This is a genomic window from Paenibacillus caseinilyticus (assembly GCF_027533645.1).
GTDB classification, from domain to species: Bacteria; Bacillota; Bacilli; order Paenibacillales; family NBRC-103111; genus Paenibacillus_G; species Paenibacillus_G caseinilyticus.
The window spans coordinates 24,234-40,543 of the sequence record NZ_JAQAGY010000026.1 but is presented as its reverse complement, the minus strand read 5'-3'; the positions used below and the strand labels follow the sequence as shown (position 1 = coordinate 40,543).

At 60.4% G+C, this 16,310-nt stretch carries 11 protein-coding genes; 2 read left to right on the top strand and 9 right to left on the bottom strand.

Features of this window, described 5'->3' with window-relative positions; translation table 11 throughout:
* Positions 1-22 precede the first annotated feature (22 nt).
* The 6 genes from O9H32_RS27395 to O9H32_RS27370 all read right to left on the bottom strand — a co-directional run bounded on the left by O9H32_RS27395 (position 23) and on the right by O9H32_RS27370 (position 5,627).
* Complete coding sequence (locus O9H32_RS27395; RefSeq protein WP_269869296.1) at positions 23-556, bottom strand: hypothetical protein; 534 nt, start codon at positions 554-556, stop codon at positions 23-25.
* A gap of 45 nt (positions 557-601) precedes the next feature.
* A complete protein-coding gene (locus O9H32_RS27390; RefSeq protein WP_269869295.1) occupies positions 602-1,231 on the bottom strand; it encodes a stalk domain-containing protein in 630 nt (209 codons plus the stop codon).
* Between the two features lie 186 nt (positions 1,232-1,417).
* Positions 1,418-2,785 (bottom strand): LLM class flavin-dependent oxidoreductase, encoded by a 1,368-nt coding sequence (locus tag O9H32_RS27385; protein WP_269869294.1) that lies wholly within the window; start codon positions 2,783-2,785, stop codon positions 1,418-1,420.
* A 46-nt stretch (positions 2,786-2,831) separates the two neighbouring features.
* The gene (locus O9H32_RS27380) at positions 2,832-3,659 is read right to left on the bottom strand and encodes an ABC transporter permease (RefSeq protein ID WP_269869293.1); all 828 of its coding nucleotides are present in this window, start codon (positions 3,657-3,659) and stop codon (positions 2,832-2,834) included.
* The gene (locus O9H32_RS27375; RefSeq protein ID WP_269869292.1) at positions 3,652-4,491 is read right to left on the bottom strand and encodes an ABC transporter ATP-binding protein; all 840 of its coding nucleotides are present in this window, start codon (positions 4,489-4,491) and stop codon (positions 3,652-3,654) included. Before O9H32_RS27375 ends, O9H32_RS27380 begins: the two co-directional genes overlap by 8 nt.
* 68 nt (positions 4,492-4,559) lie before the next feature.
* On the bottom strand, positions 4,560-5,627 hold the full coding sequence (locus tag O9H32_RS27370; RefSeq protein ID WP_269869291.1) for an ABC transporter substrate-binding protein: 1,068 nt from the start codon (positions 5,625-5,627) through the stop codon (positions 4,560-4,562).
* 407 nt (positions 5,628-6,034) lie between these two features.
* Between O9H32_RS27370 and nfsA the strand changes: the two genes are divergently transcribed.
* The gene (nfsA, locus tag O9H32_RS27365) at positions 6,035-6,769 is read left to right on the top strand and encodes an oxygen-insensitive NADPH nitroreductase (RefSeq protein WP_269869290.1); all 735 of its coding nucleotides are present in this window, start codon (positions 6,035-6,037) and stop codon (positions 6,767-6,769) included.
* 252 nt (positions 6,770-7,021) lie between these two features.
* Here the strand turns inward: nfsA and O9H32_RS27360 are convergent, their stop codons facing one another.
* Positions 7,022-7,780, bottom strand: a complete 759-nt coding sequence (locus tag O9H32_RS27360) for a DNA alkylation repair protein (protein WP_269869289.1) — start codon at positions 7,778-7,780, stop codon at positions 7,022-7,024.
* A 212-nt stretch (positions 7,781-7,992) separates the two neighbouring features.
* Here O9H32_RS27360 and O9H32_RS27355 point away from each other — a divergent pair, with 212 nt between their 5' ends.
* Positions 7,993-8,862: a M15 family metallopeptidase gene (locus O9H32_RS27355; RefSeq protein WP_269869288.1), complete on the top strand. Its 870-nt coding sequence runs from the start codon at positions 7,993-7,995 to the stop codon at positions 8,860-8,862.
* Positions 8,863-9,060: 198 nt separating this feature from the next.
* Here the strand turns inward: O9H32_RS27355 and O9H32_RS27350 are convergent, their stop codons facing one another.
* Both O9H32_RS27350 and O9H32_RS27345 read right to left on the bottom strand, forming a co-directional pair.
* The gene (locus O9H32_RS27350; RefSeq protein WP_269869287.1) at positions 9,061-12,504 is read right to left on the bottom strand and encodes a CBM96 family carbohydrate-binding protein; all 3,444 of its coding nucleotides are present in this window, start codon (positions 12,502-12,504) and stop codon (positions 9,061-9,063) included.
* Positions 12,505-12,861: 357 nt separating this feature from the next.
* On the bottom strand, positions 12,862-16,287 hold the full coding sequence (locus tag O9H32_RS27345; RefSeq protein ID WP_269869286.1) for a CBM96 family carbohydrate-binding protein: 3,426 nt from the start codon (positions 16,285-16,287) through the stop codon (positions 12,862-12,864).
* Positions 16,288-16,310 lie beyond the last annotated feature (23 nt).

The following is a 16,310-nucleotide window of genomic DNA, read 5'->3' as shown; positions in this document are numbered from 1 at the left end:
AACGGCCGCCCCTGCGGAAGCTTCATCCAATCCCTTCCTGCGGGGGACGGCCGGCGAACAAGCCTCGGACCTCATCGAGCAGTGCAAACAGCGCTCTGCCCGACAGGACACCGAGAAGCAGATGGGGCAGCAGGTACGGCAGGGCCTGCAGGTGAAGGAGCATGGCCTGCAGCAACGCAAGGATGACGGCTGGAACCATAGCCGCGAGCAGGACCAGCATCCCTGCCAGGCCCGTGAGCAGCAGGGGAAGCCGGAGCCATCGCACTGCCGGTACCGGGAGCATCAGCAGCAGACCCAAGGCTGCGGCGGCCCCTCCGCTTGGGGTCAGAATCCGCCGGTACAATCCGGCAACATCCTCCACGCCGAACAGATCAAACCATCCCTCAAGGAACAGGATCGACTCCGGCAAATACAGGCCTCCGAGACAAGTGGAGCACAATCCCGCCAGGAGCAGACGAATGCCGGAACGCCGGTTGAATGCGCGCGCCGAAGGACCCGTTAGATGCTGCAAGTCCGATGGATCCGCCGGACCGGATTCGTTCGCTTGGTTGTTCATTCCCTTATTCCTCCCCGCTAGCTCCTAACACAAGCCCTGCTCTTGCTATTCTTGACCCGGCTCCTGTCCCTTAACCCCGTCATCCACGATCACAAAGCGCCCCTCTTCTTCCTTCACCAGCAGCGTTCCTTCCCGCTCGTCCCTCGATCCGGTAGAGTCGGTCAGCACACCGCGGGTCGCGAACTCCCATGTTCCATCCGGCCGCTGCCGCCCGTCCTCCGCTGTATAGGACTCCCACCACGGACTCGAGCTTCCCGTACGCCAGCCGGCCGCCTCCAGACCGGCCCGGCGTTCGCGCTTCAGCTCTGCGGACAGCACCGCGTACTGCTTGGCGCCGTTGCGCTCCCTGAGGCCGTCCAGATACCGCTGGGCCGCTTCCTGAGCCGTGCCCGCAGCCAGCGCTTCCTCCAGCAGCGCGATGCGCTGCCGCTGAAGCGCATCGTCCGGACGGTTGACCTCCACAGCCCGGTGCTCCGCATCCCACTGAACCCGGGCATCCAGCGCCTCGGCCAGCCCCCGCAGATTCACCCTCACCGCTCCGTCCTCCATCCGGGGCATGGCGTCTACGGGCAGACTCTCGGTTCCTATGTGCACGGCCACCGAGCTGTCCGCGAGCGCCGCAGGCGCCGTCAGGACACAGCAGACGGCCAGCAGGGGAATCCACCTTTTGATCATGAGACCACCCTCTCCTTTCGTAAATCAACTGCTGCTCTGGACGCAAGATTCTGGAAAAATGTTGCAGAGCCGACTAAGCAGCTTGCCGGAAGGTGCATACGTCTTAAAATAAAAAACCGCAGCCCGGGGGAGGCTGCAGTCTCTTTTGAAACTTGCGGGGGGTGTGGCGCGGTCGTGCGGGGAACCTTACGAGGTCTGCGACTGCGGTACAGCGGGGGACGCGCCGAAGCGGCTGGCAGGACGGGCGAGGCCGAGGTTCTCCCGGAGGGTCTCCCCCTCGTACTCGGTGCGGAAGAGGCCCCGGCGCTGCAGCTCGGGGATGACGAGCTCGACGAAATCGTCGAGTCCGCCCGGCAGCGTCGGCGGCATGATGTTGAACCCATCCGCCGCCCCGTTCACGAACCACTCCTCGAGCTGGTCCGCGATCTCCACCGGGGTGCCGAGGATCTCCCGGTGCCCTCTGGCGCCCGCGATCCGCTGGTACAGCCCGCGGATCGTAAGCCCCTCGCGGTCCGCGAGATCCTTCAGGAGCTGGAAGCGGCTTTTGCCTCCGTTGATATCCCGGATATCCGGGAGTTCCGGCAGCGGACCGTCTACCGGGTACGGCGACAGGTCGTAGGAGATCAGCGCCGAGAGCAGGCCTACGCCCGCAGTCGGGTGGATCAGTTCTTTGAGCTGCTCCGCCTTCGCTTCCGCTTCGGCGCGTGTGCGGCCGATAATCGGGAAGACGCCCGGCATGATCTTCAGTTCGTCCGGCGTGCGGCCGTACTGGAGCATCCGTCCCTTCACGTTCGAATAGAACTTCTGCGCCTCCTCCAGCGTCTGCCAGGCGGTGAAGATGACCTCCGCCGTCTCTGCCGCAAGCTCCTTGCCCGCCTCGGAAGATCCCGCCTGGATGACGACCGGATGGCCTTGCGGCGGACGCGCGATATTCAGGGGCCCTTTGACGGAGAATTCCGCGCCTTGGTGGTTCACATAGTGGACCTTGTGCTTATCCGCGAAGAGACCCGATTCCTTGTCGATCAGCAGCGCCCCGTCCTCCCAGCTGTCCCATAGGGCCCGGACGACGTCTACGAATTCCCGCGCCCGTTCATACCGCTTCTCATGAAGCAGGTGCGTCTCCCGGCTGAAGTTGTAAGCTTCATTCTCCCCGCTCGAGGTCACGACGTTCCAAGCGGCCCGGCCGCCGCTGAGATGATCGAGCGATGCGAATTTGCGCGCCACATGGAATGGTTCGTTATACGTGGTCGAGACCGTGGCCGCCAGCCCGATCCGCTCGGTCACCGCCGAGAGGGCCGACAACAGCGTCAGCGGCTCCGGACGCGCATTGACCGTATGCGAGATTCCTGTGCCGAACCGGTCCCAGACCGCCAGACCGTCCGCGAGGAACACCATATCGAACTTGCCGCGCTCCGCCGTCTGGGCGAGCTTCTTGTAGAACTTGAAGTCCAGGACGCCCTGCGCCTCCGCCTCCGGATGTCTCCAAGCCGCCACGTGGTGGCCCGGAATCATGAAGAACGCACCGAGTTTCATCTGCCGCTGTGTTATAGCCATATCCGTTATCCCCTTTGTCTGCTCATTAGTTTCGAAAAATCCGCCTCTACTCCCGGCCCTGCGTCGTCTTCCATGAAGTGAACCGTCTCTCCAGCTTCACCAGCCCGAAGTTGAACAGGAAGCCGATGGCGGAGATCGTAAGGATGCCCGCATACATCTGCGGAATCATGAAGCTGTACTGGGTGTAGGTGATGAGATAGCCGAGTCCGGCCTTCGCCCCGATCATCTCGGCTGCCACCAGCACGAGGATCGACGAGGCTCCGGCAAGCCGCACCCCGACGAAGATCGTCGGAATCGCCGCAGGCAGAATGACCTTGCGGAACAGCTGGACATTCGACAGTCCCATGGACTGGGCGGAGCGGATCAGCAGCGGATCCACGTGCTTGACGCCCGAGATCGTGTTGAGCAGGATCGGCCAAGAGCATGCGTAGATCACCAGCGCAATCTTCGAGGCTTCGCCGATGCCGAGCAGCAGGATGAACACCGGCAGCAGCGCCAGGGCGGCGGTGTTGCGCATCGTCTCGAGCAGCGGATTGATGATATCCGCGAACCGCTTATACCATCCGATCGCGATGCCGAGCGGAATGGCATAGAGCAGGGCCAGCGAGTAGCCGGTCAGCGACCGGATCAGACTCGCCTCCACGTGGCTGTAGAGCTCGCCGGAGGCGGCCAAGGCCCACCAGGCGCTGACGATTTCGGAGAATGGCGGAAGGAACGTCGTATCCACAAGCCCCAGCCGCGGGAACACTTCCCAGAGGGCCAGGAAGACGACAACCGCAACCCACTTCTCCAGAGAGCGGAAGACGGACGAGAGTTTGAACGTAACCGGCTTGGCGCTTCTGCCGATCGCTACGGATTCGCCGATACTAGCCATGGAGAGCCACCCCTTTCTTCGACTGCTTGATGCGGGCCTTGTTCTTCTCGTATTCCTGCGCTCTCAATACTTCTTCCTTCAGAAGGCTCCACACCTCGTGGCGGGTCCGGATGAAATCCGGGTCGCTCCGCAGGTCTTCTTCGCTCGAACGCGATTCCAGCGGGATGTCCACGATCTGCTTGATCCGCCCCGGGCGGGAGGTCATGACAGCTACCCGCTGGCCGAGATACACCGCTTCATCGATGCCGTGGGTGATGAACACGATCGTCTTCTTCGTCTTCTCCCAGATCCGGAGCAGCTCGCTCTGCAGCGTCTCGCGGGTCTGCGCATCGAGGGCGGCGAAGGGCTCATCCATCAGCAGCACTTCAGGGTCATAAGCAAGACTGCGCGCGATCGCTACGCGCTGCTTCATCCCTCCGGAGAGCTCGTGGGGATACCGGTCCTCGAAGCCCGTCAGTCCGACCAGGGACAAATAAGTTCGGGCGATCTCTTCCCGTTCCTTCTTCGGCACCCCTTTGGCTTCCAGGCCGAATTCGATATTGCCCTTGGCCGTCTTCCATGGGAAGAGGGCGTACTGCTGGAATACGATCCCCCGGTCGAGACCCGGCCCGGTAATCGGACGGCCGTCGAGCAGGATGCGGCCCGACGTAGGCTTGGTCAAGCCGCCGAGCAGGTCGAGCAGCGTGGATTTGCCGCAGCCGCTCGGACCCACGAGAACCATGAATTCACCTGTCCCTACGTCCAGATTAATGTCCTGCAGAGCCGTGAATTCTTCCGTCCGGCTTACCTGAAACACCTTGTTGACCTGGCTGATGCTGATCTTCACACTCATGGTCCGGCACCTCCGTTATCGGTAACTTGGGATATGAATCTTCGGCGGCATGGCCTTAACGGCCGGGGCTATTTGGCGGTTTTCCCTTCCTCCTGGAACGGATTGAACCGGTTCGTATACATATCGGATGCTTTAACTTGCCCTTCCTTGATCTGGCCGTCCTTCACGAGCCAGTCGATCCATACCTGGAATTCCTTCTCGGCGATGAGCCCGCCCTTGCCGGCTATGCCCCAGCTCTTCCAGTACTTGATATTGGAGGTATCCTCGCTGCGTCCGCGGTCCTTGGCGATCTTCTCCATCCGGGCAATGACCTCTTCCCTCGGCGTCGTTCTCGACCATTCGATCGCTTTGGCCACCCCCTCGACGAATTGCTTCGTCGTATTCGGGTTGTTCTTGATGAATTTGTTCGTCATGACGATGCTGCCCGCCGTGAACTCGCCGAACAGCTCGAGATCCGTGAACACCGGCCGGAGGCCGCCCCGCTCGAGCGCCTTGTCCTGATAGATGCCTCCAAGCGTGCTCACCTCGACCTGCTTCTGGCGCAGCACCTGTTCCCCGTTGGCCGGCGGGATGGCGAGCAGGGTGACCTGCTTGATCTCCTCATTGGTCAGACCCGCCCGGTGCAGATATTCCTTCACCATGAATTCGTGGTGGGCCCCGAGCGTATTCATCGCGATCTGCTTGCCCACCAGATCCTTGGGCCCCTTGATCGGACTATCCTCGAGCACATAGTATCCGTTGTAAGTTTTGGCATCTTCACCGTAGTATCCGAATAAGGCCGTGATCGGCGCCTTGGCTGCGAGCAGTTTGACGATGGCTCCGTTGAAGGCGCCCCCGAAGTCGGTATCGCCCGTGGTCGCCGCCTGGATGCTCTGCGGACCGCTCGTCGTATTGCCGATCCACTTCAGCTTCAGCGGAGCGAGATACCCAAGGTCCTCCGCCAGTTCCGGCAGAGAGACCGTTCCCGGCGAGCCTTGGTAGCGAAGCTCGAGCACTTCGGGCTGGCCGCCGGCAGGAGCGGCCCCGGCACTGGCCGTGTCAGCCTGCCCTTTGCCGCAGCCCGCCAGTACCAAGCAGGCGGTGAGCAGTACGGCAATGGCGGCGTTGGTGCGGCTGCGGTACAATTTACGATTCATCTTTTTCTAATCCCCTTCCACAAGTTGCGGCCCAAAGTGTAATCGAAGCTTCGCCTCCGGAGGCCCGGAAGGCAGCTGAAGCAGGAACAAAAAAAGGAGACGCAGTCACCCTAAGGCGAATGGTCTCCGGTTTGCCGGTAGATTCACTTTAATTCCGATATGTTAACTATGAATAGCATCATAGCAGGGATTTTTCAGGGTGTCAACACCCAAATCGGAATGGGCCACCATCCGGCTTTCCTGTAGCCGACCCCTATTGGCAGCGGCCTCCGGTGGGGCATCTTGGCACATTTGACGCTTCCAAGGGCCATTCGCTACAATGTGGACAGCTTCATCATGACCAGGCCCGAGTCTGCCGGAGCTTCCGCTGCCGGGAGACCTGCCATTCCATAGGAGGAATCCATTCCATGAATTCCGTTATCGAACTGCTGCAGCAACACCGTTCCATCCGCCAATTCAAGCCAGACCCTCTGACACCGGAGCAGATCGAAGCGATCGTCGCGTCGGCGCAGATGGCTTCCACTTCATCGAATGTGCAGGCCTATACGATCATCGCGGTGACCAACCCTGCCGCCAAAGCGGAGCTCGCACGTCTGGCCGGCGGACAAGCTTATGTCGAGCAGTGCGGCCTCTTCCTCGTCTTCTGTGCGGACCAATACCGGCTGAAGCTGGCCACCGAGCAAAGCGGTGAGACGTTCCACCAGAACACGGAGAGCTTCATCGTCTCTACGGTAGATGCGGCGCTTGCCGCCCAGAATGCTTCCGTGGCAGCCGAATCGCTCGGTCTTGGCATCTGCTACATCGGCGGCATCCGCAACCAGCCGGACGAAGTCAGCCGTCTGCTGGAGCTGCCCGAGCTCGTGTACCCGGTCTTCGGCTTATGCGTGGGTGTGCCGGACCAAGACCCGTCGCTGCGTCCGCGCCTGCCGCTCGGAGCGGTGCTGCACCAAGGTGCGTATGACCAGGATGCGATCCGGGAGGGCATACGCGCTTATGACGACATTACGCATGCGTATTACAAAGAACGGACAGGCGGCCGCACCCTGACCACGTGGTCCAAGGGCATCGCCGACAAGTACAAGCAGCCCGTCCGCGCGCACATCCGTCCGTTCCTGGAGGCCAAGGGCTTCCAGCTGAGTTGACGCAGACAGCAAGCCCTATACATGAGTTCTATCCCCGAATAGCCCCTGGGCGCAGCCTCTGCCGCCCAGGGGCTATTCGCCCTCTCCCTGCTGCCTGCTTACCGGCTGACCGCGGCAGTCCCGCCTCCTTACCGCAAGCCCCGTCCTCTCAGGTCCGCTAAACTTGTTGACCCTCACCTGGCAAGGCACGGGTCAACAAGTTCTCGGAGGGCGCTCCCGCTCTCCGTCCTCCCTCCGTCAAGCGCTTGACGCCTACCGTTCTTCCCGGATCATGCGGCCTTCCGGCGCGCTCTCGAGTCCTTCCCCGTCCTTCCGGTTCCGGTCCGCGGCCTTCAACGCCTCTCTCACGCTCAGCGGCGAGAGAGGTGTTGAGGCCACAAAAGCCCGTACGGCCGCTTCGTCCGTCTTGGAATATTCGCGGAGCGCCCAGCCGATCGCCTTGCGGATGAAGAACTCGGTGGACCCGCTGCACTGCCGGGTGTAACGGAACAGCCGCTCCGCATCCGTCCGTTCCTTGTAACCGAGCTGATACAGAAGCGCTGTCCGCTGCAGCCAGAGATGCCCGGAGCTGATCCACATGTCCGCCGACTCCGGGACCGACTCCGGATGCTTCGCCAGGATGCTGCCGGCGATATGGCTTGCCAGCAGATCGACCGTGTCCCACCACGGCTTCGTCACGACCAGCTCTTCCAGCAGCGGGAGATCCCCGATGCCGGCCTCCTTGCGCCGCTTCTCCAGCAGCCCCATCGCCGCATACTGCATCTCGCGCTCGGGCTGGCGCCACAGGACGCGCACCGTTTCCCGCAAGGCCTCGCCCTGCGGGACTCCATTGCTTGTCGTCCAATCGCGCAGCAGCGCTTTAAGCTGAGGAGACCGGATGCCGAGGAACGGGAACTGGCCGCGCATATAGGCTTCCATCGGGCCCGCCTGTTCCGCGTTCCGCCAGGCCTTCAGATGTTGCTGCAGCGCTGCTGCGTACCCTTGCGGGTCTTGAACTAAGAGCTCCGCCATGCTTGCCCCTCCTCTCTGTTCGATCTTCCCACTGTACCCGGCTCGTTACGGCCGGACAAGCCCGGTTGGCAAAAAATTGCTGGCAGGGGTACAATGAAGTGTGCCCGCGGCATGCAACCTTATCCGTATCCGCGTCGTCACATGATATAGAGTACGCTGCGAGCTCCATGCCCCATCTTAGCGCAGCTTAAAGGAAAGGATCCTGAACCCTTATGACTACCCTGCAGCAAAAAACACGTACCGGCTGTGCGGCCCTGGTGCTCCTCTGCACCGTCTTCGCCGCCTCCGGCTGCGTGAACCATACCGTGACGCCCCCTTCGGCGGATCCCGGTTCCTCCGGAACCTCGCTCACGCCGCCCTCCGGGCCCACGAAGACTCCGGAGCAGCCCGCGGGACAGAAGCCAAGCGGCGGCACTCCTGCGAAACCGGATTCAGGCGGCGGGCAGACCGCACCCGCCCCGTCCGGCACCGGTACTGCTGTACAGGTAGCCGCTGAGCCTGCATCCGTCGCGGTGCTTGTGAACAAGACGACGAGGCTGCCGGAGGGCTACCGTCCAGCGGATCTCGTTGACCCGAAGGTGCCCTACATCTTCGAAGAGAAGCTCGAGAAGCGCAAGCTCCGCAAGGAAGCGGCCGAGCCGCTCGAGAAGCTGTTCGCCGCAGCCGAGAAGGCCGGCCTTCCCTTGTCCGGCGTCTCCGCCTACCGTTCGCACGAAACGCAGAAGACGCTCTACCACAACTACGTGCTCAAGGACGGCGAGGCGGAAGCCGCCAAATACAGCGCAAAGCCCGGGCACAGCGAGCACGAGACGGGCCTTGCGATCGACGTGACGAGCCGCAGCGGCAAATGTGCCGCAAGCGACTGCTTCGGTGACACGAAGGAAGCCGCCTGGCTCGCCTCCCACGCGCACGAATTCGGCTTCATTATCCGTTACCCGAAGGGCAAGGAGTCGGTCACGGGCTACCAATATGAGCCCTGGCATCTGCGCTATGTCGGAGAAGAAGCCGCTTCGGCGATCACCAAGAGCGGGATTACGCTCGAGGAATATGTGAAGGGAGCCGCCCCGGTCTCCAAACCATAGCGGGAAGGAGCCGGACCGGCGTCCCAAGCCGGGACCGCCCCCATATCCAAACCTCAAAGAAGCCTCACCCTCCGAAGCGGAAGGTGAGGCTTTCTTTGGGTGGGCGGGCATAACCGGCCTTGCCTTGTGCACTGGCTTTGCCTTATACATCTGGCTTTGCCTTGTGCATCTGTGCAGCGCCGCCATACGACGGCAGGCTTATCTCGGCTGGTTGAAGTCGAAGAAGAACGGCGCGCGCGCGCCAAGGAGCACATCATAGATCTCATGGTTCGTCTGCGTGATTCCGGCAAGCAGCTGCTTGTACGGCCGGTCGGCCACATTCAGGAGCCCGGAGTTGTAACGCTCCCCATAGAGGCCCGACCAGTAGCGGCCGGTTCCCGCCTGGTCCACATAGTTGAACCAGTGCGCCCCGACGACATACCCGAGCGATGCCGCGCTTTCCACATAACTCCGGTAGCGAAGCTGGCGGTCGTTCTCATCCAGAGCCGAACCGGTCACAATGGCCTTGAGCCCCTGCTCCGCCGTGCCGAAGCTGAACTCGCTGAGCAGGATCGGACGGCCGCCGGACTTCGCGTAGACGTCGTTCATCATCGTTTTGTCGAGCGCATAGCTGTAATGATTGATCGAGATGACATCGACATACTTGCCGGAAGCGGCTGCCAGGAAGCCGCGCACCTTCACATTCTGGGAAGGCGTCGTAAGCCAGCGGTCACCGAGCAGCAGGTGATTGCTGTCGTACTTGCGGAACAGCTTGTTCACCGTCCCATAGAACGTATCGAGGTACAGCTTGAAGAAGTTGTCCATGTCCGCCGTCGGCACTCCCGTCTTAGCAGTCAGTTCCGCTTCCTTCAGCTCCTCGAACGACATGAACTTCGTCCCCCAAGACGCATTGAAAGCCGAGACCGTACCGTACTTCTCCTGAAGGAACTGAACCAGACGCCCCTTGATGGCGGCCGTGCTCGCCTTCAGCTTCGGGACGGCCGCGTTGAACATATGGTAATCATATTCGTTATCGATGAAATACCCGATGAGCAGCGGATCGTTCTTCTGGGCGGGAAGCATGCTGGCGAACGCTTTGTCCATGAGCGCTTCGGCATTCGGCGCATAGATATCGAAGATCGAGATCCCAGGCACCTTGGCCCAAGCCATGCCTGACAGCGGCAGCATCGCCGTATACGGGAAGTTGTTCTCTTGGGCGTAGTTCGTCGGAGCCCAAGCGCCCGCCCCGTTGAAGCCCCACTTCTTGATGCGGCTCACCGCTTCCGAATAGAAGGAGCTGCCCGATGGGAATTTGCCGGTTTTGCGGTACTTATTGGCAAGATAGAAGGAGAAGTTGTCCTTCGACAAAATAAAGGCCGGCTTGTATTCTCCGGTATAGCTCGGCAGCCACTCGTACTGGTCTTCGCGGCCGGCAACCATCGTATAGGTCTCGTTCGGCGTAATGCCGTTCATCCCCAGAGAGAAATACACATTGCCCTCCGGCGTGGTCATCACTTTCCTGCCGTCCGCCTCCTGAATCTTGAAGAATCCGGAAGCCTCCAGGCCGTACTGCGCCGCGCTGCCGGCCAGCCCGCCGTAGCTGTCGCGGTTCTGCGGCTCCTGCAGCGAACCGTAGTAGAGTTCATCCGCCGAAGCATCGGCCTTGAGCTCCGCGTCGCTGCTCACCTTGGAGGAGAAGCCCGCGGAGACCATCTGGCCATACTTGTCGACTTGAATGTTCGTGCTGGCATTCACTGTGAATGAACGGACGGGGCTTTTCTCATATCCGTTCTTCACTGCATACGCCTCTACTTCCTTGTAGCCCGAAAGCACGATCGGCCCGGTGTATGGCTGGAATTCGGCGGAAGCGTCGCTGCGGTAGAAAATCTTGGCCGGCGTAGCGGGCGAAGTCAGCGTGACGTTCATGGCGCCTGTCCCGGATGAAGTCTCGAGGGCTACCGAAGCCGTGTGCTGGTTCATCGTGACCTTGGACATCTGCGGCGACCAGGCCTTGGTTGTTCCGAGCAGTTCCACCTTCAAATAGCGCGTGCCGGCAGGCAGGCCCCAAGCCTCATAAGCATACTGCTGCCAGTTGGATACCGCCTTCCCCACGGGGTAAGCCGTAACGCCCACTTCCGTGAACGATTTGCCGTCAGCCGACGCGTACATACGGTGGGGCTCGATCGGGATGCCCGTATAGAAGTAGCTGTACACCGTGAACGAACGAATACCCTCATCCAGCTTGTAGAGCACATACCCCGGGGAGGTCGTATTGCGCGTCATCCGCTTGGTATCCCCGCCAAAATAACCGGAATCCGCCCCTTCGATCCGGATGTTGGCCCGGTTCGCCAGCCGGGTGAAGTCTGCCAGCTCGTCCACGATCCCTGCCGGACGCTGCGCCGGAGTCACCTTCAGGAACGGAGCCAGGGCACCCGTCTCCCGGGAGGAGAAAGTCGTCATCCGGTCCGACGCATTGACCAGCGCCAAGCTCATCTCCGTGCGGCCCAGCGCCTTCTGCTCCCTCGCATAGGCGGTGACATCGAACTGCAGCCAGCCCGCCGGACCCATCTCGAGCGTCTGCTCGGCCAGCGGCTGGACCGTGCTCCGGTTCAGCGGTTTATTGGAATACTTCAGCGTGCTCTCCGTCCAGCTGCCGGCTACAGGGTAGACCTGAATGAGGGCCGGCGTGCGCACGGTGTCGTTGGTTGATGCGTACACATTCAGCGTGACGGACTGCGCGTCTTCGGAGAAGTTCGTCAGATCGAACTTCAGGTACGTATGGCGGTCCCGGCTCGACTTGGCCTGCAGCGATACCGACGTACCGTAATTCGCCGCCGCTGCGCCGCTGTCCACGAAGGCGTCTTCCTTGGCGGGGATGACAGGCTTCTCGGCACTCTGCCCCGCATACCGGTAAGTCGAGACACTGCCGGGTACAGGCAGGCCGTCCGGACCGGTCACTTCCGCTGCCGCTTTGATAGACAGATAGTCTGCCACCGGAAGCGGCGACTCATACTTGCGGCGCGTAGGAGAAGCAGACGGGTCGCTGCCGTCCGTCGTATAGTAGATGGTAGCGCCTGGCGTTGCGGTGCTCAGAGCGGCATAGCTTCCTTCGGGCACCAGACCTGCGGGCAGCGAGGAGCGGACCGCGGCCGGGCCGTTCAATACGACCTTGCCGATCGAAGGGGCTTTGGCCAGCACGGCGGAGGAGTACTGGATCTTCAGGTACCGGGTGTCCGCAGGAAGGCCGGTCGACTCGTATACCATGAGATTCAGATTGCCCCCATTGTCGTAGCTTTCGGGAACGATTTTGGTATATTTGACGCCGTCGCTGGAGGCGAAGAAGATCGGATGATCATACGGCTTGTAGCTCGGATTATAGTAGGCATAGACGGTAAAAGACTGCAGGGGGCTGTTCTCGGTACGGTAAACGATATATTCGCTGAACGCCGCGGACTTCTTGATCCGCGTCGAATCGTCCGCATCCGCGGCCACCTGAAGGCCAAGCGTGCCCGCATGCTTATAAGAACGGCTCCAGTCCTTCAGATCGTCCACGATGATTTCGGCAGAGGTGCTGCCGCTTCCGAAAACCGAAGAGGGCATAAGGGACGCGAGCAGGGATACAGTCAACAGGGAAGGCAGAAGAGGGTTTGAACGCTGGGTCATCAATCGATCCATCCATTCTTGTTGGATTTGGAATGCTGTACGCCTCATGATCGTTATAACGAACGATTTGATACATGAACCTCTTTATCTCCGGAGATCATCGTGGACTTTGTTCGGATAGGCAGGTATAGGCTGCGGAAGACAGATGTCGAATAAAGTCGATATCAAAAGTCCATTTTCATTATAACTAGGCATTCTCTTCTATTCCATCGGCAAAATTCGACTTTCATTTCATAGTCCGACCCATAAAAAACCAAAAAAAGAGGTGCTTCCGCACCTCTTTTCGTTATTTTCCTTGATTCTCCTGCAGCACTCCTGCATCGGCTTGGGATCGTTCGCACGTAAGACCGATTCGTGTCAGGGCTGGAACGGTTTGCTCTGGCCCATCAGCACGTTGTAAATGTTCCGGTGCGTGGCCATGATTCCTTCCAGCAGCTCCTTGTACGGCCGGTCGGCCACATTGACAAGCCCCGAGTTGTAACGCTCCCCGCCATAGCCTTCCCAGTACCTTCCCGTCGGTGCCTGGTCTACATAATCGAACCAGTGGGCTCCGACGACGTAACCCAGAGAAGCCGCTTCTTCGACGTAGCTTCGGTACCGGAGCTGGCGTTCATGCTGGCTGGAAGCCGATCCCGGAACGATGGGCTTCAGACCCTGCTCTGCCGTGCCGAAGCTGAATTCGCTGAGCAGGATGGCTTTGCCTCCCGACTTCGTATGCACATCGCTCAGCATGTCTTTGTCGAGCTTGGCGCTGTAATGATTAATCGAGATGGCGTCCAAATACTTGCCCGAGGCTTCCGCGAGCAGGCCCCGGACCCTCGTATTGGCTGCCGTCATCGTAATCCACCGGTCGCCCAGCAGCAGATGGTTTCCGTCATATTGGCGGAATAGGCGGGATACCGTGCCGTAGAACGTGTCAAGGTATAGACGGAAGAAGGCATCCATGTCTTTGTAAGGCTGCCCCGGCCTGACGTTGAGCTCCGCATCGTACAAGTCCTCGAACGCACCGTAGTTCGTCTGCCAGACTTGGTTGAAGGCGTCGACCGTCCCATATTGGTCCCGCAGCATATCCACCAGCTTCCGCTTCATGGCCGTACCGCCCTTGAGTTTCGGAACGGATGTATAGAATTTGTGGTAATCGTACTCGTTGTCGATGAAATACCCGATGAGCATGGGGTCGTCCTTCAGAGCGGGCAGGGAAGCAGCGAACGCCTTCTCCATCTGTTCTTCCGCGCCGGCGGCAAAAATATCGAAGAGCGCGAGCCCCTCCAGCTTCCCGGCGGGTAGTCCGGACATCGGCAGCATGGCGGTGTATGGAAAAGCTTGGCCGCGGACTACCTGAAGCGGCGTCCAGGCTCCGGCGCCGTTGAAGCCCCACTTCTTCAACCGGTCCACCGCTTCCGTATAGAAGCTGACCGACGAAGGAATCCGGCCCGTCTTGCGGTACTTATTGGCCAGATAGTAGGAGAAGTGATCCTGCGATCCAAGAAAAGCGGCCCGGTATTCGCCCGTGTAATTCGGGATCCATTCATAGCTCTGCTCCCGCCCGGTCACCTTCGTATACGTTTCGTTCGGCGTAATTCCGTTCATCCCGAGGGAAAAATAGACGTTGCCTTCCGGCGTCGTCATGATTTTGCGGCCCCCCGCCCTGCGGATATCGAAGAACCCGGTCTTGGGGATGCCATACACCCAGGAGCTGCCTTTGAGCCCGCCGTACTTGTCGCGGTTGGCCGGAGCCTGCAGGGCGCCGTAATAAGCCTCGTCCTCTGCGGCATCCGCGGCAAGCTCCTCGTCTGACGATACTTTCCCCGCGAAGGGGACCGTCATCATCTGCCCGAAGCGGTCTACTTGGGATTGGCCCGTGGCGTTCACTTTGAAATTCCGGACGGGGCTCGCCTCCAGGCCGTTCTTCACAGCATACGCTTCCAGCGTATGGTACCCCGAGAGCACCAAGGGACCCGGATACGTCTTGAACGATCCCGCCCCTCCCTCCCGGAAGTAAATCCGGGCCGGAGCCGAGGGGGTTGTCATCTCCACCTTCACCGCCCCGTCCACGCTTGCCGTAACCATCTGTACGGAGGAGGTGTGCTGATTGAGGCTTACCTTGGACAGCTGGGGCGTCCAGGACTTGCTCTCCCCAAGTATCTCAATCTTCAGATATCGGCTGCCCTCAGGCACAGAGGAGGATTCATAAATATACTGCTGCCAGTTTCCTGACGGAGCGCCCGAAGGATATATGGTAACAGGCAATTCCCGGTAGTCCCGGCCATCTGTGGAAATATACATGCGGTGATGAACCATCGGTATGCCGGTATAAAAGTAACTCGAGGCCATGAACGAACGGACGCCGGGGCCCAGCTCGTATACGATGAATCCAGGACTCGTGCTCAGCCGGGTGAACCGGCTTACGTCCCCGCCGAAATAAGCGGTGTCATTACTCGATATGAGGATATTGGACCGCTTGTACAGCAGCTTGAACGAATCCAGCGGGTCCACCATGCCCGAGGGAGACAGTCCCCCGCCGCTCATGATCTTCAGGAACGGCCCCTTCTCGCCCGCTTCTCTCGACGAGAGCTGCGTCGTCCCCTGGGTATCGTTGCGCAGGGCGAGCGAAATGCTCGTACGCCCCAGCCGCTTCTGTTCCCGCGCGTACGCCGTGATGTCGAACTGCATCCAGCCCGGCAGCCCGTATGAGAGCACCTTCTCGGCGAGCGGAACATCGGCAAGAAGAGCAGGCTTCTTCCGGTAGGTCGCCTCCGCCTCCGACCAGCTGTCCGCCGCAGGATACAGCTGAAGTTTGGCAGGCTCCCGTGTGCTGTCCGAGGCATTCCCGTAGAACAGCAGCTTCACCGTATCGGCCTCTTCATTGAACTTACGGAGATCGAAGCGGAAATACGCTTCCTTGCCGCGGCTTCGGCGCATATACAGCGTCTGTGCCGAACCGAAGGACTTGTCCGGCTGCGCCTCATCCACGAATGTATCCGCAGATGCGGGTACATGCAGGTCCTCCGGCCCCATCGCGGCATAGTTGAATCTCGAGATCCGGCCGCCCACCTGACGGTTAGCACCATCCGTAATTTCAGCGAATGCGGCCAAATCCAGCACCTCCGAGGCCGGCAGATCGATCGGAGCGGTATAGAGCTTGCGGGCCGCCGATGTCTTCGGATCGCTGCCGTCTGTCGTGTAGTAGATTCGGGCGTCCTCCGTAGCCGTCGACAGCGTCACTTGGCTGCCCAGCGGAACAATCCCCGAAGGCAGGGAGGACTGGACGGAGGCGGGGCTGCCTAAGACGACTTTGCCGATGGAAGGCGACTTGAGGATAATGCCTCCTTTATAACGAATCTTGAGAAAACGCGAACCCTCGGGCAAGCCGCCCGCCTCATAGACAAGCAGACTGAGGTTGCCCCCGTCCTCATAAATCTGCGGTATAACCGCCTGATAGGACACCCCGTCGGCCGAGGTGAAGAACTGCAGATGATCGTAGGGTTTGTACAATTCGCTTGCATAAGCGTATACGGTAAAAGTCGAGAAGCCGCCCGGCGCCTTGTACACGATATATTCGTTGTAGGCTCCGCTTCGCTGCACACGGGTCGGATCGTCGGCATTGGTCATGTTGGATAACAAAGTTAACGTGGAGGACCGCTCCGCCGTCATGCTCCAGTTGTGCAGATCGTCGATCAGTGCCGCCGGCTTGGCAGCCGCTGCCGGAGCAGGGAGCAGCGCTGGACATCCCAGCAGGACGGAACCCAGCATCAGTCCCATCTTCGCCATTCGATTCTTCATGTAAGCCACATCCGGCTTTCATT